At 62.0% G+C, this 20,336-nt stretch carries 23 protein-coding genes and 1 tRNA gene; 9 read left to right on the forward strand and 15 right to left on the reverse strand.

The features are described 5' to 3' along the window. Window positions 1-126: 126 nt before the first annotated feature. From NGM99_RS12640 to NGM99_RS12690, 11 genes are all read right to left on the reverse strand, one after another. Window positions 127-699 carry a hypothetical protein gene (locus NGM99_RS12640; RefSeq protein ID WP_252819444.1) on the reverse strand — a complete coding sequence of 191 codons (573 nt, stop codon included), beginning with the start codon at window positions 697-699 and terminating at the stop codon, window positions 127-129. Next, window positions 699-1,106, reverse strand: coding sequence for a hypothetical protein (locus NGM99_RS12645; protein ID WP_252819446.1), 408 nt, complete (start codon window positions 1,104-1,106; stop codon window positions 699-701). The genes NGM99_RS12640 and NGM99_RS12645 overlap by 1 nt, the downstream gene beginning before the upstream one ends. Further along, window positions 1,103-1,648, reverse strand: a complete 546-nt coding sequence (locus tag NGM99_RS12650; RefSeq protein ID WP_252819447.1) for a hypothetical protein — start codon at window positions 1,646-1,648, stop codon at window positions 1,103-1,105. The genes NGM99_RS12645 and NGM99_RS12650 overlap by 4 nt, the downstream gene beginning before the upstream one ends. Before the next feature lie 175 nt (window positions 1,649-1,823). Then, on the reverse strand, window positions 1,824-2,930 hold the full coding sequence (locus NGM99_RS12655) for a hypothetical protein (RefSeq protein ID WP_252819450.1): 1,107 nt from the start codon (window positions 2,928-2,930) through the stop codon (window positions 1,824-1,826). A gap of 26 nt (window positions 2,931-2,956) precedes the next feature. Continuing rightward, window positions 2,957-3,190, reverse strand: coding sequence for a hypothetical protein (locus NGM99_RS12660; RefSeq protein WP_252819452.1), 234 nt, complete (start codon window positions 3,188-3,190; stop codon window positions 2,957-2,959). A gap of 306 nt (window positions 3,191-3,496) precedes the next feature. Continuing rightward, on the reverse strand, window positions 3,497-4,120 hold the full coding sequence (locus tag NGM99_RS21605; protein WP_289852467.1) for a hypothetical protein: 624 nt from the start codon (window positions 4,118-4,120) through the stop codon (window positions 3,497-3,499). A 718-nt stretch (window positions 4,121-4,838) separates the two neighbouring features. After that, window positions 4,839-5,117: a hypothetical protein gene (locus NGM99_RS12670; protein WP_252819454.1), complete on the reverse strand. Its 279-nt coding sequence runs from the start codon at window positions 5,115-5,117 to the stop codon at window positions 4,839-4,841. Then, complete coding sequence (locus tag NGM99_RS12675) at window positions 5,117-5,455, reverse strand: hypothetical protein (protein ID WP_252819456.1); 339 nt, start codon at window positions 5,453-5,455, stop codon at window positions 5,117-5,119. The genes NGM99_RS12670 and NGM99_RS12675 overlap by 1 nt, the downstream gene beginning before the upstream one ends. Continuing rightward, window positions 5,439-6,284 carry a DUF1376 domain-containing protein gene (locus NGM99_RS12680; RefSeq protein WP_252819457.1) on the reverse strand — a complete coding sequence of 282 codons (846 nt, stop codon included), beginning with the start codon at window positions 6,282-6,284 and terminating at the stop codon, window positions 5,439-5,441. Before NGM99_RS12680 ends, NGM99_RS12675 begins: the two co-directional genes overlap by 17 nt. Beyond that, window positions 6,281-6,481: a hypothetical protein gene (locus NGM99_RS12685; RefSeq protein WP_252819459.1), complete on the reverse strand. Its 201-nt coding sequence runs from the start codon at window positions 6,479-6,481 to the stop codon at window positions 6,281-6,283. The genes NGM99_RS12680 and NGM99_RS12685 overlap by 4 nt, the downstream gene beginning before the upstream one ends. 292 nt (window positions 6,482-6,773) lie before the next feature. Next, window positions 6,774-6,980: a hypothetical protein gene (locus NGM99_RS12690; RefSeq protein WP_252819461.1), complete on the reverse strand. Its 207-nt coding sequence runs from the start codon at window positions 6,978-6,980 to the stop codon at window positions 6,774-6,776. Window positions 6,981-7,095: 115 nt separating this feature from the next. Here NGM99_RS12690 and NGM99_RS12695 point away from each other — a divergent pair, with 115 nt between their 5' ends. The 9 genes from NGM99_RS12695 to rimO all read left to right on the forward strand — a co-directional run bounded on the left by NGM99_RS12695 (window position 7,096) and on the right by rimO (window position 15,449). Continuing rightward, on the forward strand, window positions 7,096-7,539 hold the full coding sequence (locus NGM99_RS12695) for a hypothetical protein (protein ID WP_252819463.1): 444 nt from the start codon (window positions 7,096-7,098) through the stop codon (window positions 7,537-7,539). Next, window positions 7,536-8,777: a tyrosine-type recombinase/integrase gene (locus NGM99_RS12700; RefSeq protein ID WP_252819465.1), complete on the forward strand. Its 1,242-nt coding sequence runs from the start codon at window positions 7,536-7,538 to the stop codon at window positions 8,775-8,777. Before NGM99_RS12695 ends, NGM99_RS12700 begins: the two co-directional genes overlap by 4 nt. 11 nt (window positions 8,778-8,788) lie before the next feature. Beyond that, window positions 8,789-8,878: transfer RNA gene (locus tag NGM99_RS12705), tRNA-Ser, on the forward strand. A gap of 133 nt (window positions 8,879-9,011) precedes the next feature. Then, window positions 9,012-9,548, forward strand: coding sequence for a (2Fe-2S)-binding protein (locus tag NGM99_RS12710; protein ID WP_252820042.1), 537 nt, complete (start codon window positions 9,012-9,014; stop codon window positions 9,546-9,548). Further along, window positions 9,545-10,570 (forward strand): FAD binding domain-containing protein, encoded by a 1,026-nt coding sequence (locus tag NGM99_RS12715; RefSeq protein ID WP_252819467.1) that lies wholly within the window; start codon window positions 9,545-9,547, stop codon window positions 10,568-10,570. Before NGM99_RS12710 ends, NGM99_RS12715 begins: the two co-directional genes overlap by 4 nt. Before the next feature lie 10 nt (window positions 10,571-10,580). Next, on the forward strand, window positions 10,581-12,824 hold the full coding sequence (locus NGM99_RS12720; RefSeq protein WP_252819470.1) for a xanthine dehydrogenase family protein molybdopterin-binding subunit: 2,244 nt from the start codon (window positions 10,581-10,583) through the stop codon (window positions 12,822-12,824). A 13-nt stretch (window positions 12,825-12,837) separates the two neighbouring features. Beyond that, complete coding sequence (locus NGM99_RS12725) at window positions 12,838-13,074, forward strand: DUF2188 domain-containing protein (RefSeq protein WP_252819472.1); 237 nt, start codon at window positions 12,838-12,840, stop codon at window positions 13,072-13,074. A 214-nt stretch (window positions 13,075-13,288) separates the two neighbouring features. After that, window positions 13,289-13,975, forward strand: coding sequence for a TerC family protein (locus NGM99_RS12730; protein ID WP_252819473.1), 687 nt, complete (start codon window positions 13,289-13,291; stop codon window positions 13,973-13,975). 154 nt (window positions 13,976-14,129) lie between these two features. Next, window positions 14,130-15,449 carry a 30S ribosomal protein S12 methylthiotransferase RimO gene (rimO, locus tag NGM99_RS12735; protein WP_252819475.1) on the forward strand — a complete coding sequence of 440 codons (1,320 nt, stop codon included), beginning with the start codon at window positions 14,130-14,132 and terminating at the stop codon, window positions 15,447-15,449. Window positions 15,450-15,497: 48 nt separating this feature from the next. Here the strand turns inward: rimO and NGM99_RS12740 are convergent, their stop codons facing one another. The 4 genes from NGM99_RS12740 to NGM99_RS12755 form a co-directional block, all read right to left on the reverse strand. Further along, entirely contained in the window at window positions 15,498-16,565 is a 1,068-nt protein-coding gene (locus NGM99_RS12740) for a BMP family ABC transporter substrate-binding protein (protein ID WP_252819478.1), read from the reverse strand. 71 nt (window positions 16,566-16,636) lie between these two features. Then, complete coding sequence (locus tag NGM99_RS12745) at window positions 16,637-17,557, reverse strand: ABC transporter permease (RefSeq protein ID WP_252819480.1); 921 nt, start codon at window positions 17,555-17,557, stop codon at window positions 16,637-16,639. Continuing rightward, complete coding sequence (locus tag NGM99_RS12750) at window positions 17,544-18,698, reverse strand: ABC transporter permease (RefSeq protein ID WP_252819482.1); 1,155 nt, start codon at window positions 18,696-18,698, stop codon at window positions 17,544-17,546. Before NGM99_RS12750 ends, NGM99_RS12745 begins: the two co-directional genes overlap by 14 nt. Continuing rightward, on the reverse strand, window positions 18,698-20,317 hold the full coding sequence (locus tag NGM99_RS12755; protein ID WP_252820044.1) for an ABC transporter ATP-binding protein: 1,620 nt from the start codon (window positions 20,315-20,317) through the stop codon (window positions 18,698-18,700). The genes NGM99_RS12750 and NGM99_RS12755 overlap by 1 nt, the downstream gene beginning before the upstream one ends. Window positions 20,318-20,336: the final 19 nt, after the last annotated feature.

A 20,336-nucleotide genomic window follows, 5' to 3' on the forward strand; every position in this document is an offset into this window, starting at 1 on the left:
TTCGAGGTCTGTCTCTGACGGGATTTCGGGGTCGCCCCGACCCGCAGTAGGAGGGGGACGGCTCGAAAGGTACCTGAACCCAGGGGGGTGTCTGGGGCGGTCTGGGCGGGGTCGAGGGACATCGGGTCAGGCCTCCTCGTGGTCGAGGCCGAGGCGTCGGCGTTCATGTGCCTCCCTGTCGGTTAGGGCGGGCTGCTGGCGCGATCCTCTGCCCACGTCCGACAGAACAGCTTCGAACAGGCCCTCGCACTCAGCGAGCTTTATGGGGGCTTTGCAGACGAGGTGCATGAGAAGCGGGAAGTGGCAGTCACCCATCCCGGCATTGGCATAGAGCTGCATGATGCCGGCGACGCGCTTCATCACTTCCTGCTCGCGAGCTTCAAGCTCCTCAGCGTGTGTGAGGGTGGGCGCCTTCGGCTCAGCACTTGGGACGAGGCTGAACTTCGCCTTGCCGTTGAGCCTTCCACTCTCGATGTGCATCTCGGTGCGTTTGGCTGCGATCTCGCCCCGCGTCTCGAACAGTTCAGCTCGCGTCTCCTCGTCCTTCTGGAACACACCCTGATCGCGGCATGCGTCGAGGTATGTCCGCCGCAGGGGCAGATCGGTCACGTTGGAAGGAGCGGAGTCCGCACCGGACCGAAACGATGCGGACTCCTCACCCTGGTCCACTACCTCCAGGGGTTCATGATCCTCGGTCATCACTGGCCTCGCTCCGGCTCAGGCAGGCCGCAGAGACGGCGCATGTTGGCTGCGAGGCTTCCGTCCGCTGCATTCGGGTTCGGAATGCCGAGGAACGGGTTTCCGTCCTGCTGGCCGATCACCCGTCGCATGTTCGCCTTGGCACGCTCGGTAGCCTCCGTTTGCCGCTGCTTGGCTTGGGCGACGATATCGACGCGCAGCGGTTGCTGCTGGGCAGGTGCAGGCGCAGGCGCAGGCGGGGTCTGCGCCACAGCGGCAATAGGCGGAACGGACCTCACACCGCTAAAGGCGATGCCGGGGCGATAGGCTGCCGTACGGCTGGCGGAGCGGGCGTGATCCCGGATCTGGCGTGACAGGTTGTCGACCATCGCGCGACGATCGAGCGGGGTTGCGGTGGGGATGGTCATAGGTCTCTCCTGAACCGGCTGGCTTCCGTGAAGGTGTTGGTCTCATCCGGGAAGGATTCCGGCATCTCCACGCCGTGCTTGGCGAAGACTGCTTCGGCGCGCGCAAAGCGGTCCTGGGCAGCGCGGAGGGACGCATGCGGGCTGGGGCGGCCATACACCCGGCTCTCGCTCTCCAGAGCGCGGACAGGGCCGCGGCACTCGTACGGTTCGGTGTGAGGTGCACTCGCTGCGGACGGTGTTGCTGGCCGTGCTGATCCGCCCAGATAGCTCGAGGCGAATTCCGACGAGCGGCGGACGATGCTGCCGAACCCCATGCCCAGTGTCAGCGGCGCGCGCGGGTTCCGCTGTCGGCCAATGCGGTTGCCCTTCCGCCTCGGACCTTTCGTCTTCGATTCCTTGACGGGGGCAAGGACACCAGCCGCACGCGCGGCCTCTGCGACCTCTGGCTTGACGTTGCCCGACCAGAAGGCCGGATAGATCACGTGCTGGCCGCATTCGTGCCTGTGCTCGAAGGCAATGCGGAACTGAACGAACTCGGTCATGCCCGCGCCCCCAGGGGCACACCCTGCCGCGCAAAGATCGGCAAGGATTCTCGATACCGACCCAGCTCATCCTTGCCCGCAGGACGGGATAGCATGGCGCGCAGGTGCTTGTACTTGTCCCACTCGCCGCTCACCCTTGTCGCGCGAGCACGCTTCTTGCTGGATCGGGAAGCCATCAGGCGGCCTCCTCTTCGACTTCGGCAACCGCCAGTGCCCGAACGTTGCCGAGGTTCACGCAGTCCGCCAGGCTGACCGAAGGTGCGAAGAAAGCGGTCGGCGACTGACGGCGGGCCTCCTGCTGATCCCTGAAGGCTTTTTCGCCTTCCGGAGTGTCAATGCGTAGCGCCACGCCAGCTTCGACCGCAGCGTCTGCGACGTCTTCCGGTACATTGTGCGACCAGCGCGAAGTGATGATGGTGTAGGCCTCGCCTTCGGCTGTCCGGTAGGCGAAGTGGACAAGCGAGTAGATCTGCACGAGCGGGAAAGTCGGCACGATCTTGGGCCTGAAGCGGACCGGCACGAGGTCGGTGTCATCGAGATCGGGGGACAGCTCGCCTGCCACGATGTCTTTCGCCCGGTCGCGCAGCCGCTCGCTGATAAAGTTCGCCGCGAAGGTCCGCGCATCGGTCGGGATCGGAAGCTCGCCAGTGGCGTAGTACCGGGCCCGGCCGTCCGTATCGAGCAGCCGACGCAGCGCCGAGGCGTGTCCGTCGTACTTGGCGAAGTATTCGGTCGGGAAGGCAGATGGGATAGCATGAGCGATGCCCTCGGCGATGACGGCCGCGACGAGGCGCTCCTTGTCGCTCTCGCCGTCGCCCAGCTGCTCGGAGAAGTCGATCACATGCAGGCTGGGCGGAATGGCGCCGACCATCTTCGAGGCGGCCTTAGCGAGCGCTGCGATCGCATCATTCAGTTCGACTGCGGCCTTGTCGACCGCACCCGCAACGCGTTCGAGTTCCTTGGCCGAGGCGGCACGGACATCCTCGTCCTTCGCCTTCGCCAAAAGCTCTTCCTGCTCGGCGTGCTGTTCATCGAGATCGTGAAGCACACCCTGGATGGTCTCGATCTCGTCTTCGTTATCGCGCACCGCCTGGGTGAGAGCTGAGAGGTCAGCGGTGGGGTCGGATGCCAGCGCACTCTTGCGCGCCGAGCGGGCCGCTTCGAACTTGGCAGTGGCATCCGCCAGCCGGCCGTTCAGCGTCTCGCGACGCGCGGCGAGGTTGGCGATGGCAGCCTCGATGGTGCTCACCGGGTCTTTGCCCAAGAGCTTCGAAATCTTCATGGTGATGGATCCTGTCTTGGCCACGGTCAGGCCGCCTGGTCGGAGATGTCGCCGGCGCGGAACACGCCGCCGAAGGATGCGCCCCGAGCGCGCAGGCGCTGGGCTGTGGCGCGCAGCACAAACTCGTTCACGCTCATGCCCTCACGCGCTGCAGCATCGAACAGGGACGCGCGGAAGGCAGATGTGACGCGGCCACCATTGAGCATCAGCGCGACGGTGGCATCAGGGCTTTCGGAAATGGGAAGAGGTGTCTGGGACACGAAGGCCGCTCCTCTCGATTGATCGGGAAGAGAATGGACGAGAACGTCAGGCCTGAGGACTAGGCAGGGTTATGCATGTGTGGGCACGGATTGAGTGAACGTCAACACTCCCGCTGGCCCGTCAGTCAGCCCTGACTTTTGCGCAGATCCAGCCGGGAAGCCTCGACGATCGAAGAGTGATCAATGATGGAATGTCTTCATCCTGCAAGAGCATTCATATCTTGATTACAAGAGGTACTTATAACGTAAGTTATCTCACTACAGCTTTGGAGGTACAAATATTAACGTGATTGGATACCGTAATATTTAGATGAACTTCGACGAGGGGTCAGACTTAATCTTGACCTTTCCGCTTTTGGAAAGACAAGTTTTCGAGGAAATGACAATGTTTATCAAGAAAACACTGACCACGCTCGCAGTCGGCACGATGCTTGTCGGCTGGACAGCGGTCAGCTTCGCTGACAGCACCGGCGGTAGCGGCACCAGCGGCTCAGCTTCATCAGGCAACGCCAGTGGGGGGAACGCATCCTCATCGGGCTCAGGGGGCGGCTCGGCCTCAGGCGGTAACGGCTCGTCTGGTTCAGCGTCCTCCGGATCGGCCGGGGGTGGCAACGCCTCCAGCTCAGGCGGTGGTTCAGCCAGTGGTGGCTCTGGCACCTCTGGCGATGCTTCGTCGGGCTCGGCCGGCGGCGGAAACGCTTCAAACTCGGGTGGTGGCTCGTCAACCGGCGGCAGCGGAACGTCCGGTGACGCCTCCTCCGGGTCGGCTACCGGCGGGAATGGAACGTCCTCAGGCGGCGGCAGCGCGACCGGCGGCAATGGATCGAGCGGATCGGCCGGTTCTGGCTCCGCTACAGGTGGGGATGCCAATTCGTCAGGCGGCGGCACGTCTGGTGGTAACGCTGGCACCGGCGGCAGTGGATCTGGCAATGGTGGCACCTCTGAGGGCCATAACCCAGGGGATGGTGGTGCGACTGGCGGGACCGGCAGCAGCACTGGTGGGACAGTCGGCGGCGGCACAAATGGTGACGCAGGCTCAGGCAGCATCGGAGGCAACTCGGATACCACGCCGAACGGAGGAGCAGTCACCGGCGGCGACGCCACAAGCGGTAGCGCCTCAACGGGCAATGCTTTGGGCGCCAGCAGCGACAGCTGGCCTAGGTCTGCCGGGTCGGTCGATGATCCAAACTTCGTCGGCCCTGACAAAGAAGGCAAGTAATCTCTTCTGAACTGAATGACTGCGGCCTCACTCAAGTGGGGCCGCATCGTATCTTTTGCCTGACGGTACACCCGATGCTTGGACTATCTCGCCACATTCGATCGAAAGCGTTCTTCAGTGAAAGGCTCAGCCGGACGAGGCCATCAACCCGATCTCGCCCGCCAAGCGACCCGTCTAACCCCTCGAATTTCCATCGACCAGCACGGCCGAAAGTGCTCTGTGATAGTGTTTACGCCACACACCGGGCGTTTCTCGGGCCACATTGATCACTTGCCGCACGACCCTCAAAAAAAAGCAGCATTGGAGTCTCTTGAGAGCTCCAAGAATCGCATGATATTTGAGTGCCACCCTGAACTCGCTACGGCTGCGGAAGATCCTGTGGCCTGAATCCAGTGCAGCGAATTGCTTTGAGCGTGGCCCGCATGACCCTCATGTCGGTAGGCCGATGTGCTCAGCATAACGCTTGACCTCAGGTGCATCCCGGCGTCCTTCGCGAAGAAGCTCAATCGCTCTAACATCTCCATATCGGGCCATTTCCAAAGCGAGTCGATTGATTTCCAATGGACTGCCCGGGGTTGGTTGGTGCGCAATTCCGTATAGGTGGCACCAGCGGCGGACCGTATCCTTCGACCTGCCGATCTGATGTGCCGCCCGGTCGAGGTTGGTGATCTCGTCCGGCAGGCTGAGGATGGGCGGCCGCGTCGACATCACGCCGCGTCCCCATGCTGCTCGCCAAGGATACCGAGAATAATCTGACGGCGCATGGCACAGACGATGCCTTCTCGAAAGATGCTGGTCTGGCGCTCGATCTCGGCGGCTGGAAAACGCTGACGCTGCATGCGCAGACGCATCAATGCGACTTCCTTGTTGAGGTACTTCTGCTGACGATCAAGCGGCAGTGCGAGAGTTTCGGCAGCGATATCCCGCATCGCTCGCCTCATCGCAAACGCCGGGAAGGCGACGAGTTCGCCCGACTTCCGTGCTGGCTGGGTGGCGAGCCAATCGAACAGATCGAGTTGCGCACAGGGATCAGAACGGGACGTCATCGTAGTCTTCCTCGCTGTCCTCGTCGACAAACTGGATCGAGCCGTCGGCGGCAGACAGAATTTGGTAGCTTTCCCCTGTATCCATGTGCCGGACGGTGTAGCGGTTGCCCCCAAGCTCTTCGAGGACGACGCAGACGCCAATGCTGGGGATTGGCACCTCGTCATCCTCACGAAAGAATTTCTGCTTGGTGGTAGGGGACGCGGCCGAAGGTCGAGCGTCCCTACTACGGTCCAACGTAGAGCTGGATCCGGTACTCATAGAGCTGGAGTTATCAGAAGAACGATGACGTTCATTAAGAACGTCTCGTTCTGACTCTGTCATCTCTCTCTTACTCTTCTCTCTTTCTCTGTATGCCTCAGCATCGTCGGGTCTTTGTTTTTCTTTGTTTTTTTCCCAACGTTTGGCTGCTTTTTGTCGCCCCAACTCGCTCCTATTGCGCCTGAATTCCTCCTCCATTTGAGCAGCATCAGCCCAAAGGCCACCGGACGATCTTGTGACCAGTCCCTGCTCGACGAGGCTGTCGAGAGCGGTTTTGAACGAGCTGGTTTTGAATATGTGGCAGGCAGTTGCGAGGCGGCGATGATCCTCCTTCAGCGGACCTTGATCCTCATGCATGTGGGCAAGCAAGCGAACGTAGATGGTGAACTCGACAGGCGACAGACGGCTGGTCTGCGAAAGGAAACGCGCCGCGTGGAGTCGAAACCAGGGTGCTGGCGCTCGGGCTGCGTCCAGCGACCCGGCGCCGCGACCGTCCGCTTTGCTCTCAACATCGCTCGCTAGGCTTCCGATGGCCCCCGGTGCTCGAACATTCCGCGCGACGGCGCTCATGTCGATTGGCCTTTCCGGCGCTGCCACTCTGCGATCGCCGCATCCGCTTCTTCGCGCAGTTCGGCCTTCGACTTTCGCTTCTTGAGAGGCCCTACCAGAGCGCTCAGCGGGATGCCTTGATCGGTCACATCATCAGCGCCGCGGTCGCGGACGAGCTGGCGCGATCGGTTGCGGTCCCAGTCCCGGCCGCCGCTCATTTGCACGCCCTCCTCATCCGGCCTGCGAACCGCCGAACGATCTCAAAAAGCTCTCTGTCCGTAAGATCCGGATGGCGTCCCCTGAGGAAGGCGGCGACGGTGACGAAAGCATCGACGGGTGACGCTTCATCAGCGCTCGCCTCTGGCCACTCCACGTCGGTCAGACGTACGACGACGTCCTCGATGCGGGGAACCGATCGGGCAGGCCCGGCGCCGTTTGTCCCGCATTTTTCCGCCGTTTGTCCGCCGTTTGTCCGCCTGTTGGCGTTGGCATTGGCGGGTTGCGGGCTCATCAGACTGCGCTCTCAAATTTCGTCTTGAGCCCCAGCTGCTTCGCCACGATCGCAACGGGCACGAGCAACGACTTGTTGATCTCGATGGTGGGGATTTGACCGTTCCTCGCGGCCTCATACGCCTTCGAACGGCACATGCCGAAGAAGATGCGGCCAGCGTCCGGCACGCTGATAGTTGGGCTGCTCAGGGCGTCGTCAAGAGTCACTGCTATCTCCTATGTAGGATATGAACCTATGTAGGAAAATCTAGCACAGCTTGACTTGCGTGCAACATATTTTATGCGCAAGTTACGTATATCGAGAAAAATGCGAATTTATCGAATGGCCGACGAGCCGCAGCAGAAGAGCGAACGCTTCAACATGTTCATCTCGCCGTCCGAACTGGCGGCGATTGATGAATGGAGTTTCCAAAACCGTATCAGGTCTAAGTCTGAGGCGGTCCGAAGGCTTGTTCAGATCGGGTTGGTTTACGATGTTGAGACGCGGGCATCGCGCGACCATGCAAGGAAGGCGATACAGGAATCGCTTGCTGGGCTTAATCAGCTGTCGGCGCTTCTCCGAGCATCTGAAGGCGAAACTGCTTATGCGGTTCATGCTGCCATGGGCCCGCTCATCGCAGGTGGCCGGGCGCTGGTCGCACTCTTTCAGGACATGGCCGCGACAGACTCCACAGCCAATGCCATGGAGAGCGTCGAGGAGTTCGAGCAAGCTCTTCAAGATGCCGCAGAGGAGCGCGCCAAAATTGACGCGCAACGCACGAAATGACCGGCAGTATCACGAAGCGAGGCGAGCGGTCCTGGCGTCTGAAGTTTGACCGCGGCACCGATCCCGAAACGGGCAAGCGGCGCACAGTCTACGTCACTGTGAAAGGCACGAAGAAAGAGGCGCAAGCTGAGCTGATCCGACAGCTCAACCAAGTTGATGAGGGCAGCTTCGTTGCGAAGTCGGGCAGCACGGTCGGCGAGTATGCCGACCATTGGCTCACTTCGATCGCGCCCGCAAAGGCATCGCCAAAAACCCTTGAGCGTTACCGCGAGATCGCCGCGCATCACATTGCCGCCCGGCTAGGCAAGGTCGAACTGCAGAAGCTCGACGGCACGAAGATCGATGAGTTCTACCAGCACTTGCGGACCAAGGGGCGGCGAGACGGCAAAGGCGGGCTGGCCTCGCAAACCGTGATGCACGTTCACCGGCTGCTGAGCCAGATTCTTGCGTCGGCCGTGAAGGCGCGCAAGCTCCGCGCTTCGCCTATGGCTGAGGTGCAGGCAGTGCCGAAGGTGCGCAAGGAAGAGATCCAGGTTCTTGACGATGGCGAGTTGGCGAAGCTGCTGCAGCACCTAAAGGGCCGATCGATCTACATGCCTGTGATGGTGGCGGCCTCGACGGGAATGCGCCGCGGCGAGGTGCTGGCTCTGCGCTGGCGCGATGTCGACTTCGACGCATTGACCCTGCAAGTGCGCCAGGTCGTGGAAGAGACGAAGGAAGGCGTTCGCGTCAAAGAGCCGAAAACCGATAGAGGCAGGAGAACGATCTCGCTGCCAGCGCGCTTGGTCGCAGAGTTGAAGCGGCACAAGAAAGAGATAGCCGAACTGCGCTTGAAGCTCGGCATGGGCAAGGCAAACCATGATCTCGTCTTCCCGACGATTGACGGCGGCATGCGTGCCCCTCGCCCGTTCTCAAAAGAGTTCGCTCGCGAGGCGAAGGCCGCAGGCGTTCCGCACGTCACCTTCCATGGTCTGCGACATACCCACATCACGCACCTGCTGCGCAGCGGCGTGCCGGTTCACGTGGTTGCAACGCGCGCCGGCCACGCTAATCCGTCGGTCACCCTGACGATTTACGCGCACGTACTGCCTGGACAGCAGGAAGCTGCGGCCGCGATAGTTGACGCGGCGCTGTCTCGCGCTCTACAGGAGGGCCCGCAACAGTCCTCGGACCGCTCCGGTGCCAATTCGGTGCCAACTGACCAGATCAGTGGGGCTGTAGCACTGCCAAGTGGTTGAAAAATCACGATGGAGGGATGGCCGAGCGGTTTAAGGCACCGGTCTTGAAAACCGGCGTGGGGGCGACTCCACCGTGGGTTCGAATCCCACTCCCTCCGCCACTGCGGCATCGCCGCATCTGCGATCTTGTTCAGCGTTATCACCTGGAACGAACAGCGCAGGCCACCGTTCGTGGTGGGCCTGGGGTCGGCGTATTGGTCGATCCATTTCGCGACCAATTTTGGAGATCCAGCCATGGCGCCTCCCGCCAAAGCCACCTCCGCGCCTTTCCATGCGCAGACTGTTTCGCTTACGCTGAATGGGGAGAACAAAACCCTTCAGGTCGAACCGTGGACGACCCTTCTCGATCTGTTGCGCCATGACCTTAGGCTGACCGGCACCAAAAAAGGATGCGATCACGGGCAGTGCGGCGCTTGCACCGTCTTGATTGATGGTGAGCGCATGAATTCATGCCTGCAGCTGGCCATCATGCAGGACGGCAAAGCGATTACGACGGTCGAGGGTTTGGCCGGCGAAGGCGAAGATCTTCATCCGATGCAGGCGGCGTTCATCAGCCATGATGCCTTTCAGTGCGGGTACTGCACGCCCGGCCAGATTTGTTCAGCGGTGGCACTGGTGAACGAAGGTCGCGCGAAAAGTCGCGACGACATCCGCGAAATGATGAGCGGCAATATCTGCCGATGCGGCGCCTATCCCAACATCGTCGATGCCATCGAGGAGGTGCTTGCCGAGCAGCAGTCGGGTTCGCGTCATCTGGAGGCTGCGGAATGAACCGGTTCTCCTATCTACGTGCATCTGATGTCGGCGAAGTGGTTTCGGCGTTGAAGGACGCACCAGCGGCCAAGATCATCGCTGGAGGGACAAACCTCGTCGATCTGATGAAGTACAATGTCGAAAGGCCTGAGCGGCTGATCGACATCACGCATGTCGAGGCGCTTCAGGAGATCATCGAAGGCGAAAATGGCTCGCTCAGGATCGGCGCACTCGTTTCGAATAGTGCCCTGGCCTACGACGCGCGTGTGACCGAGCGTTTTCCGCTCCTGTCGAGCGCGTTGCTGGCGGGTGCCACACCGCAGCTGCGAAACGCTGCGACCGTGGGCGGCAACATCAACCAGCGGACCCGATGCTACTACTTCTATGACGCGGGCACGCCTTGCAACAAGCGCGAGCCCGGCACTGGTTGCCCCGCGAAAACAGGTCTTAACCGCATCCACGCGATCCTCGGACAGAGCGAAGCGTGCATCGCGACACATCCGTCTGACATGTGTGTCGCCATGGCTGCGCTTGAAGCTGTGGTGCATGTGACGGGGCCTGATGGCGAACGCGATATTCCGTTTGCGGACTATCACCGCTTGCCTGGCGATACGCCTCAGAAGGATAACACCCTGCTGGATGGCGAAGTGGTGACAGGGATCACCCTGCCCGCTTCGTCGACGCAGTTCAGCGCCAACTATACTTACCTGAAACTGCGTGATCGCTTGTCTTATGCCTTCGCCCTCGTCTCAGTCGCGGTTGCGCTTGAGAAGGAGGGAGACACGGTAAAGCGCGCGCGGATCGCGCTTGGCGGTGTTGCCCATAAGCCGTGGCGAAGAGCAGAAGCGGAAGCACTATTTGAGGGCAAGGCAGCAGACTCAGGCCTGTTCGCAAGGGTCGCCGATGCACTGATCGACGGCGCGCGGGGCTATGAACACAACGCCTTCAAGATCCGCATGGCCCGCGAGGCTATCATCCGTGCGCTGGAGCAGGCTTCGGCCGGCACGCCGCAGTCCAATATCGACAAGCACATCGTTTGAGGCGAGCACCATGCTGAGAAACGAACGGAATTTCGGTTCACCCCGCGACCGCGTGGATGGTCGCGCCAAGGTCACTGGCGCAGCGCAATATGCGGCCGAGTTCAATGCACCGGACTTGTTGCACGGCTATGTGGTGTCGAGCACCATCGCCAAAGGCCGGATCACGTCCATCGACACACAGAAAGCGCTCGACGTGCCGGGCGTGCTCAAAGTGTTCACGCATGACAATCGACCGGCGACGGCCTGGTTCAGCTCGAGCTACCAGGACGAGGTCGCCCCTCCCGGGACGCCCTTCCGGCCTCTCTATGACGAACAGATCTATTACAGCGGGCAGCCGATCGCGCTGGTGGTGGCCGAGAGTTTCGACGTTGCCCGCTATGCCGCGTCGCTGGTCGAAGCGACCTACGAGGCCGGGGCGCACGAAACGGATTTGAAGCTGGCGCGCGCTGCGGCCTATGTGCCGCCGAAGAAGCGGCAGGGCATGAAGCCGCCGGCCAGCAAGGGCGACGCCATGGCGGCTTACGCGAAAGCGCCCTTGCGTATCGCGAACGACTACTCGATCGCCAACGAGCATCACAACCCAATGGAGCCGCATGCTTCGACGGTGATTTTCGAGGCCGGCGGCAAGCTGACGATCCACGACAAGATTCAGGGTGTGATGAACACCCAGTCCTATGTATCGGGCGTGTTCGGCCTGCCGGCGAGCGACATCCATGTGGTGTCACCGTTCGTCGGCGGCGGCTTTGGCTCGGGCCTGCGACCGCAGTATCAGCTCTTTCTGGCCGTGATGGCTGCGTTGGATTTGAAGCGGTCCGTGCGTGTCGAGATGACCCGCGATCAGATGTTCACCTTCACGCATCGGCCGGAAACGATCAACACGGTGCTGCTCGGCGCGGATAAGACAGGGCGGTTGAGCGCACTGCGGCACCAAGCCGTGGCTGTGACCTCGCGGTTCGAAGACTATCAGGAGGTGGTCGTGAACTGGTCGGGCATCCTTTACGATGCCGAGAACAAGCAGTTCGATTACCGCATCGCAAAGGTCGATACCTATACGCCCGGGGACATGCGCGCGCCCGGCGCGCCGCTTGGCACGTTCGCCATCGAGAGCGCGATGGACGAACTGGCCTATGCCGGAAACATCGATCCGTTGGAGCTGCGGCTGCGCAATTACAGCACGCGCGACGAGACGACGAACAAGGAGTTCACCTCCAAGGAGCTGCGGGCCTGCTTCCAGCTGGGTGCCGAGAAGTTCGGCTGGTCCCGGCGCTCGCCCGCGCCGCGTTCCATGCGCGAAGGCCGCGAACTGATCGGTTGGGGCATGGCATCGGGCTGTTGGGAAGCGCAGTTCAGCAAAACCAGCGCCAAGGCGGTGCTGACGAGCGATGGCCGGCTCGAAGTGGGCACGGCGACAGCGGATATCGGGACCGGCACCTATACGATCCTGACCCAGATCGGCGCGGACGCGCTTGGTCTCGACATGGAACAGGTGACGGCCAAGCTCGCGGATACGACGCTGCCCAAATCGCCCGTCGAGGGCGGGTCGTGGACGGCGGCCTCGGCTGGAACGGCGGTTCAGATGGCCTGCGAGGCGCTGAAGAAGACATTGCTGCAAGAGGCGCAGAAAATCGAAGGCTCGCCACTTGCGGATGCGAAATACGAGGACGTGGTGTTTGCCAACGGACGTATCGCGATGGCCGACGATGCGGGCAGATCACTCGACTTGTCGGACGTCGTGCGGCATTCGGGTCAAAGCGAGATCGAGGAACAGGCGACGGCGCAGCCGGATTCCAAGGTGCAAGCTCAATATGCGGCCTATACGCACAGCGCGGTTTTCGTCGAGGTGCGGGTGGACGAGCAACTCGGGCTTGTCCGCATTCCACGCATCGTCAATGCCGTCGCGGCGGGCCGCATCATCAATCCGAAGACCGCGCGCAGTCAGGTGACCGGCGGCACGGTATGGGGCATCGGAATGGCTCTGCACGAGGAGTCGCTGACCGATCACAATCTCGGCCGCTTCATGAACCACAATCTGGCCGAGTATCACGTGCCGGCAAATGCCGACATCTACGACATCGATGTGATCTTCGTGCCCGAGGAGGACGACAAGGTCAGCCCGATCGGCGTGAAGGGTCTGGGCGAGATCGGGATCGTCGCGACGCCCGCGGCAATCGCCAATGCGATCTTCCACGCAACCGGCAAGCGTATTCGCGAATTACCGATCACCATAGACAAGGTGCTGCGGGAAGCTGCTTAAGGAGCGTGTTGCGATGAAGCTGACTTATGAAATTGTCGAGCATAATGACGGTTGGGCTTACAAAGTGGGAGACACTTTTTCAGAGACCTTCGATACGCACGACCAAGCGGCTGAGGCCGCACGGCGAGCGGCTTCTGAGCAGCAGCTTTCGGACGAGACCCACGACATCGAATATGAAGATGCCGATGGTGAATGGCACGAAGAGTCGTCGGAGGGTGATGACCGGCCTGAGACCGAAGTCAAAGGCTGATACCGTCGATCGATTTTTTTCGAAAGTGGCGGAACCAATTGTCGGCCCGACAATTTTTGGAGCCAGACGGATCGTCCCCCACCCCCCTCGGATCCGTCTTAATTCAAGCCGGCCTTCATGGCCGGCTTTTTCTTTGCGCTGAAGACTTAGCCTTCGTGCTTGACGCGGTCTCGAACCGCAAGCTACGGGCCGGTTATCACTGAAGGGCGTCTTCATGGAAATTTTCACCAGCGCGGGTTTCACCGCGCTCCTACAAGTCATCGCAATCGACTTGGTCCTTGCCGGCGACAACGCTATCGTCATCGGTCTGGCGGCTGCCGGCCTGCCGGCGGATCAGCGCAAGAAAGCCATTCTGGTCGGCATCATCGCCGCCACCGTGCTGCGTATCGGCTTCGCGCTGGCCACGACATGGCTGCTTCAGATCGGACCGGTCCTGCTGATCGCCGGCGGTCTGCTGCTTCTCTACGTTTCCTGGAAGATGTGGCGCGAACTTGCCGGTGGCCACGACAAGGAAGAAGAGGCGGCTGCCGCGATCGAAGCTGCCGAGCATGGCGGCGCCACGGGGCAAGGCGGCATGCCGCGCAAGACATTCGCGCAGGCGGCCTGGCAGATTGTCATCGCGGACGTTTCGATGTCACTCGACAATGTGCTGGCGGTTGCGGGCGCTGCGATGGAGCACCCGACGGTGCTTATCATCGGCCTCGGTTTGTCCATCGCGCTGATGGGATTTGCAGCGACATTCGTGGCTCGCCTGCTCAGCAAGTATCGCTGGATCGCCTATATCGGCTTGCTGATCATCCTTTATGTCGCGATCAAGATGCTGCTCGATGGCGCTGTTCAGGAATGGCCGGACCAGTTCGGCTTCCTGAGCCCATGGTTCGGCCACGGCGGCGGTCACTGAGCTCAAAAATGGCGGCGTCTTGATGCCGCCGTTTTTCTCGATCATATGAGCACCGAGCGAAGGGCAGGCGCTGCCGCCCTTCCGGCACCGTCCGATTGATGATTGCGCTTCGCAGCGGCCCGGCCGCTTGCGGAGCTTTTGCTTTGGAGTTTCGATGGCAACCCCTGCCCCACGCGTAAGCTTCGTGAGCCTCGGCTGTCCGAAGGCGCTGGTCGATTCCGAGCGCATCATCACCCGCCTTCGTGCCGAAGGCTATGAAATCGCCCGCAAGCATGACGGTGCTGATCTCGTGGTGGTCAACACATGCGGGTTTCTCGATTCCGCGCGTGACGAGTCGCTGCAGGCGATCGGCGCGGCGATGTCGGAGAACGGCAAGGTGATCGTCACGGGTTGCCTGGGAGCCGAACCCGAGGCCATCCGTGAGAAGCATCCAGGCGTGCTCGCGATCACCGGGCCGCAGGCCTATGAAAGCGTGATGGCTGCCGTGCATGAAGCCGCACCGCCCGCGCATGATCCGTTCATCGATCTGCTGCCGCCGCAGGGCATCAAGCTCACGCCACGCCACTATGCCTATCTGAAGATTTCAGAAGGCTGCAATCACCGCTGCACCTTCTGCATCATCCCGGCACTGCGCGGCGATCTCGTCTCGCGTCCGGCCGCCGATGTGTTGCGCGAGGCCGAGCGTCTTGCCAAGGCGGGCGTCAAGGAATTGCTGGTCGTGTCTCAGGATACCAGCGCCTACGGTGTCGATATCCGCTACGAGGCCAGCAAGTGGCAGGACCGCGAGGTTCGGGCTAAGTTCTACGACCTGACGCGCGAACTGGGCGATCTCGGCATCTGGGTGCGCCTCCACTACGTCTACCCCTACCCGCATGTTGACGAGGTGATCCCGCTGATGGCCGAGGGCAAGGTGCTGCCCTATCTCGACATTCCTTTCCAGCACGCTTCGCCGACGGTCCTGCGCAATATGCGGCGCCCGGCGCACGGCGACAAAACACTCGATCGCATCCGCCGCTGGCGCGAGATCTGCCCTGACCTTGCCATCCGCTCGACCTTTATCGTCGGTTTCCCCGGCGAGACGGATGAGGATTTCGAGATGCTGCTCGACTGGATCGAGGAAGCGAAGATCGACCGCGCGGGCTGCTTCAAGTTCGAACCGGTGCGGGGCGCGCAGGCGAACGATCTCGGGCTACCACCCGTGCCCGCCGAGGTGATGGAATCACGCTGGCATCGCTTCATGGCGAAGCAGCAGAAGGTTTCGGCGGCCATCCAGAAGAAGAAGGTCGGCAAGCGGCTTCAGGTCATCATCGACGAGGCCAACGGCCTGCACGGCAAGGGCCGCACCAAATACGACGCGCCCGAAATCGATGGCTCGGTGCACCTGCAGTCACGCCGCCCCTTGCGGGTGGGTGATATCGTCACCGCCAAGGTCGACAGCTCGGATGCTTACGACCTCTACGCGACGGTCGTCTGAAACGAAAAAGGGCGCCTGAGGGGCGCCCTTCTTATATCTGCCTTTCGCTTACTGCGGCAGCTTGTCGTCCACACCCGCGACATAGAAGTTCATGCCGAGCAGCGTGGCATCGTCGGACGACTCGCCGGCCTTGAGCCATTCCGAACCGTCCTGCTTCTTGATCGGGCCGGTGAATGGCTTCAGCTCACCAGACTTGATCTTGGCTTCGGTCTCCTCGGCCAGCTTCTTCACGTCGTCCGGCATGTTGGTATAGGGCGCCATGGTCAGGATGCCGTCCTTCAGCCCGTCCCAGATCGATTCCGACTTCCACGACCCATCGGCAACGGCGCCGATGCGCTTCTCGTAGTATGGCGCCCAAGTGTCGACGATCGCGGTCAGCTGGGTCTTCGGGCCGGCCTTGATCATGTCCGAGGCCTGACCGAATGCGAGAATGCCGCGCTCGGCTGCGACCTGCATCGGACCCGTCGAGTCGGTGTGCTGGGTGATGATGTCCACGCCCTGATCGATCAGCACCTTGGCGGCGTCGGCTTCCTTGGCAGCATCGAACCAGGTGTTGGCCCACACGACCTTCAGCTTGAAGTCCGGGTTCACGGACTGCGCACCAAGGAGGAAGCTGTTGATGCCCATCACGACTTCAGGAATCGGGAAGGAGGCGATGTAGCCCGCCTCGCCCTTCTTCGACATCTTGGCCGCGATCACGCCCTGGATGTAACGGCCCTCATAGAAGCGCGAATTGTAGGTCGCGAGGTTCGGCGCGCTCTTGTAGCCGGTGGCGTGCTCGAACTTCACATCCGGAAACTTCTGCGCGACGGCGACCGTCTGGTCCATGAAACCGAACGACGTCGCGAAGATGATCTTGCAGCCCGAGCGCGCCAGACGCTCCAGTGTGCGCTGTGCGTCGGGACCTTCCGGCACGCTTTCCACGAAGCTCGTCTCGACCTTGTCGCCCAGATCCGCCTGAACCTTCTGACGCGCGATGTCATGAGCCTGGCTCCAGCCGCCATCGGTCTTCGAGCCGACATAGATGAAGCAGGCCTTGGTCTTGTCCTGCGCCATGGCCGGCACGGATGCCGACACGGCCATGGCGGCTGCGAGACCGATCAGTATCTTTTTCATTCTCCGAATTACCCTCTCTGGAGTTGGCCGCGTCTTGTCGCGCGGCATGTTTGCATTTTTCGTGAACCGGCTCAGCGTTCCGGCACGAAAGGTTGCCCGAGTGAAGCCGGCGTGTTCATCATGGTCAAGCGACGGTTACGTGAGATGATGACGAGCACGACGACCGTCGCGAGATAGGGAAGTGCCGACAGGAATTGCGAGGGAATGCCGACGCCCAGCGCTTGAGCGTGGAGCTGGCCGATGCTGACCGCGCCAAAGAGATAGGCGCCGAACAGGATCCGCATCGGGCGCCACGAGGCGAAGACCACCAGCGCTAGCGCGATCCACCCTCGTCCGGCCGTCATGTTCTCTACCCACTGAGGCGTGTAAACGAGCGACAGATGCGCCCCTGCCAGACCGGCGCATGCCCCGCCGAAGAGAACGGCGGCATAACGATAGGCGACGACCTCGATGCCGAGCGCGTGGGCCGAGGCATGACTGTCGCCGATGGCGCGCAGCGTCAGCCCTGTTCGCGTGCGAAACAGGAACCATGAGACGCCGATCAGGAGCAGAATCGAGATGTAGAAGATCGGATCCTGGCCGAACAGCAGGCGGCCGACGAGCGGGATATCGGTGAGGCCGGGTACGTATAGGTTCGGCAGGCGCAGGCCGGGTGAGCCGACGAAACTTTCGCCGATCAAGCCGGACAGGCCGAGCCCGAGCAAGGTGAGCGACAGACCGGTGGCAACCTGATTGGTGGCAACCGTGATCGTCAGCACGCCAAAGAGCAGCGAGAACAGCGCACCGGCGAGCACGCCGCACAAGACGCCAATCCACGGCGAGCCGCTCAGCGCAGCGCCCGCGAAGCCGCAGACCGCGCCGATCACCATCATGCCCTCGACACCGAGATTGAGAACGCCGGAGCGTTCGACGACGAGTTCGCCGAGCGCTGCGATCAGCAGAGGCGTCGCGGCCGTCGCGATGGTGAGCAGGATACTTTCAGCGAGCCCCACCGGTGCCTCCTGCTTCCAATGCGGCGGCCTCGGATGACGAAGCGGCGGGTGTGTCGGTGATCGACGACGGGGCAATCGCCTGCGCGACGCGGCGGATGCGGTAGTGGATCAGCGTGTCGCAGCCGAGGACGAAGAAGAGCAGCATGCCTTGAAACACGCGAGCAACCTTCTCGGACACCCCAAGCGAAATCTGCGCTGCCTCGCCGCCGAGATAGGTCAGCGCCAAGAGTAGGCCGGCAGCGACCGCGCCGAGCGGATTGAGCCGGCCGAGGAACGCGACGATGATCGCCGTGAAGCCGTAGCCCGGCGAGATCGTCGGCCGAAGTTGGCCGATGGCGCCAGACACCTCGGAGATGCCGGCAAGACCCGCCAATGCACCAGACAGGAGGAAAACGAAGAAGACCATGCGCTTCGCGCTGAAGCCTGCGAAACGCGCCGCGCGCGGGCTCGCGCCCATCACTCGGATCTCGAAGCCTTTCAGCGTGCGGCTCAGCATCAGCCAAGCGAGGACCGCAGCCACCAGCGCGAAGACGATGCCCCAATTGGCGCGACCTGAAGACGGAAACAGTTCGGGCAGGACGGCCTGCGCGTCGAACTGACGGGTTTCCGGAAAGTTCATGCCGCCGGGATTGCGCCACGGCCCACGCACGAGCCAGTCGAGCAGCAGTTGCGCGACATAGACCAGCATGAGGCTGGTCAAGATTTCATTGGTGTTGAAGCGCGCTTTGAGGAATGCGGGAACCGCCGCATAGACCGCCCCGCCGACCATACCCATCAGCAGCATCAGGGGCAGAACGAGCGGGCTCTGAAACTCCGGATAAAGCACCGGCAGGATCGAGCCGACGATGCCGCCGATGATGAACTGCCCTTCCGCCCCGATATTCCAGTTGTTGGACCGGTAGCAGATCGTGAGGCCGACCGCGATCAGGATCAGCGGCGCTGCCTTGATGGCAAGCTCGTGCAGCGACCAGATTTCGGTCAGCGGCTCGACGAAATAGGAATAAAGCGCATTGACCGGGTTCTGGCCGATAAGGGCGAAGAGGATCGCGCCCGCGATCAAGGTCAGGCCGAATGCGAGGAATGGCGAAAGAGCGGAAAAGAGAGCTGAGCGCTCGGGACGCCGGACGAGTTCGAAGCGCATCAGGCGGCTGCCGTCGCATGGCCGGATGCGTCCGCGCCGCCCATCAGAAGGCCGATGCGCTCGAAGCTGGCCTCGGCGATCGGGATCGGTGCCGAAAGTTCGCCGTGGTGCATGACGGCGATGGCGTCCGAAATCTCAAAGAGTTCGTCGAGATCCTGGCTGATGACGAGTACGGCGGACCCTGCACGCGCGAGCTCGACCAGTGCCTGGCGGATGCGAGCGGCCGCGCCCGCATCGACGCCCCAGGTCGGCTGGTTGACCACCATCACGGCTGGCTGGCGATCAAGTTCGCGGCCGATGATGAATTTCTGCAGATTGCCGCCCGATAGCGCCGATGCTTCCGGATCGTCACCGGATTTACGCACGTCCATGGCCTGCGAGATGCGCTGCGCCGCGCGCTTCACGGCTCCGAAATGCAGCAAGCCGCTTTTACCGGCAAAGGTGCGATCGGTGTGATGGCGAGCGAGCAGAAGGTTCTCGGATAGCGTCATCCGTGGCGCGGCAGCGTGGCCGAGACGCTCCTCGGGAACGAATGCGGCGCCCAGCCGACGGCGCTCCGAGATACCGATCCGGCCGGCCGGTCTGCTGCGGATGCTGACGGTCTCGGCCTGATCCTGCAGCACCTCGCCCGAGATCGCCTCGAAGAGCTCACTCTGGCCATTTCCTGCCACGCCAGCGATGCCGATCAGCTCGCCGCCGCGAACGCTCAAGGAGACATTCTTCAGCGCCGTGGCGAAGGGGTTGGCCGGCTTGCGGCTGAGATTGCGAACCACCAGTCGCGGCTCGCCGGCCGTCGTGCCCTCGCCTCGGCTGGCAATCTTCACATCGGCTCCGACCATCATGCGGGCCAGGCTCGCGGCCGTCTCTTGCCGTGGATCGCAATGGGCGACGACCTTGCCGTGACGCATCACCGTGGCGCGGTCGCAGATGCGCTTCACCTCCTCAAGGCGGTGGGAAATGTAGAGGATCGATTTGCCTTCCGCGCGCAGGCGTTCGAGCGTCTCGAACAGCTTGTCGGCTTCCTGCGGCGTGAGCACGGAAGTCGGCTCGTCGAGAATGATCAGCTCGGGTTGCTGAAGCAGGCAGCGGATGATCTCGATCCGTTGGCGCTCACCGACGGAAAGGTCGCCGACCAGCGCATTCGGGTCGAGCGGCAGGCCATATGCGCTTGAAAGTTCGCGCGCGCGATCGGCGGTGGCACGGAGCGGCGTGGTCGCATCGAGAGACAATGCGATGTTCTCGGCAGCGGTAAGCGCCTCGAACAGCGAGAAATGCTGAAACACCATGCCGATGCCGAGCTTGCGGGCCTCGGCTGGGTTCGTCAGACGGACATTCTGGTTATTCCAGAGGATCGTCCCGACATTGGGTTCGAGCGAACCAAACAGCATTTTCACGAGGGTTGACTTGCCCGCACCATTCTCGCCGAGAAGCGCGTGAATTTCGCCCCTGGCGATATCGAGATTGACGCCGTCGCAGGCGCGTAACGTGCCGAAGAGCTTGGTCAGCCCCTCGACCTGCAAGAGCCGGTCACCCTGTGAACTCACGCGCGCGTCCAACCCCTGGAGCCCCTGCTGTTCGCCTAAACCAGTTTGCCGATTTTTGTGGCATCCCTGGAACATGCTCGAAAGAGCATCAGCA

The sequence above is a fragment of the Mesorhizobium liriopis genome (genome assembly GCF_024053505.1).
Classification (GTDB): Bacteria; Pseudomonadota; Alphaproteobacteria; order Rhizobiales; family Rhizobiaceae; genus Mesorhizobium_B; species Mesorhizobium_B liriopis.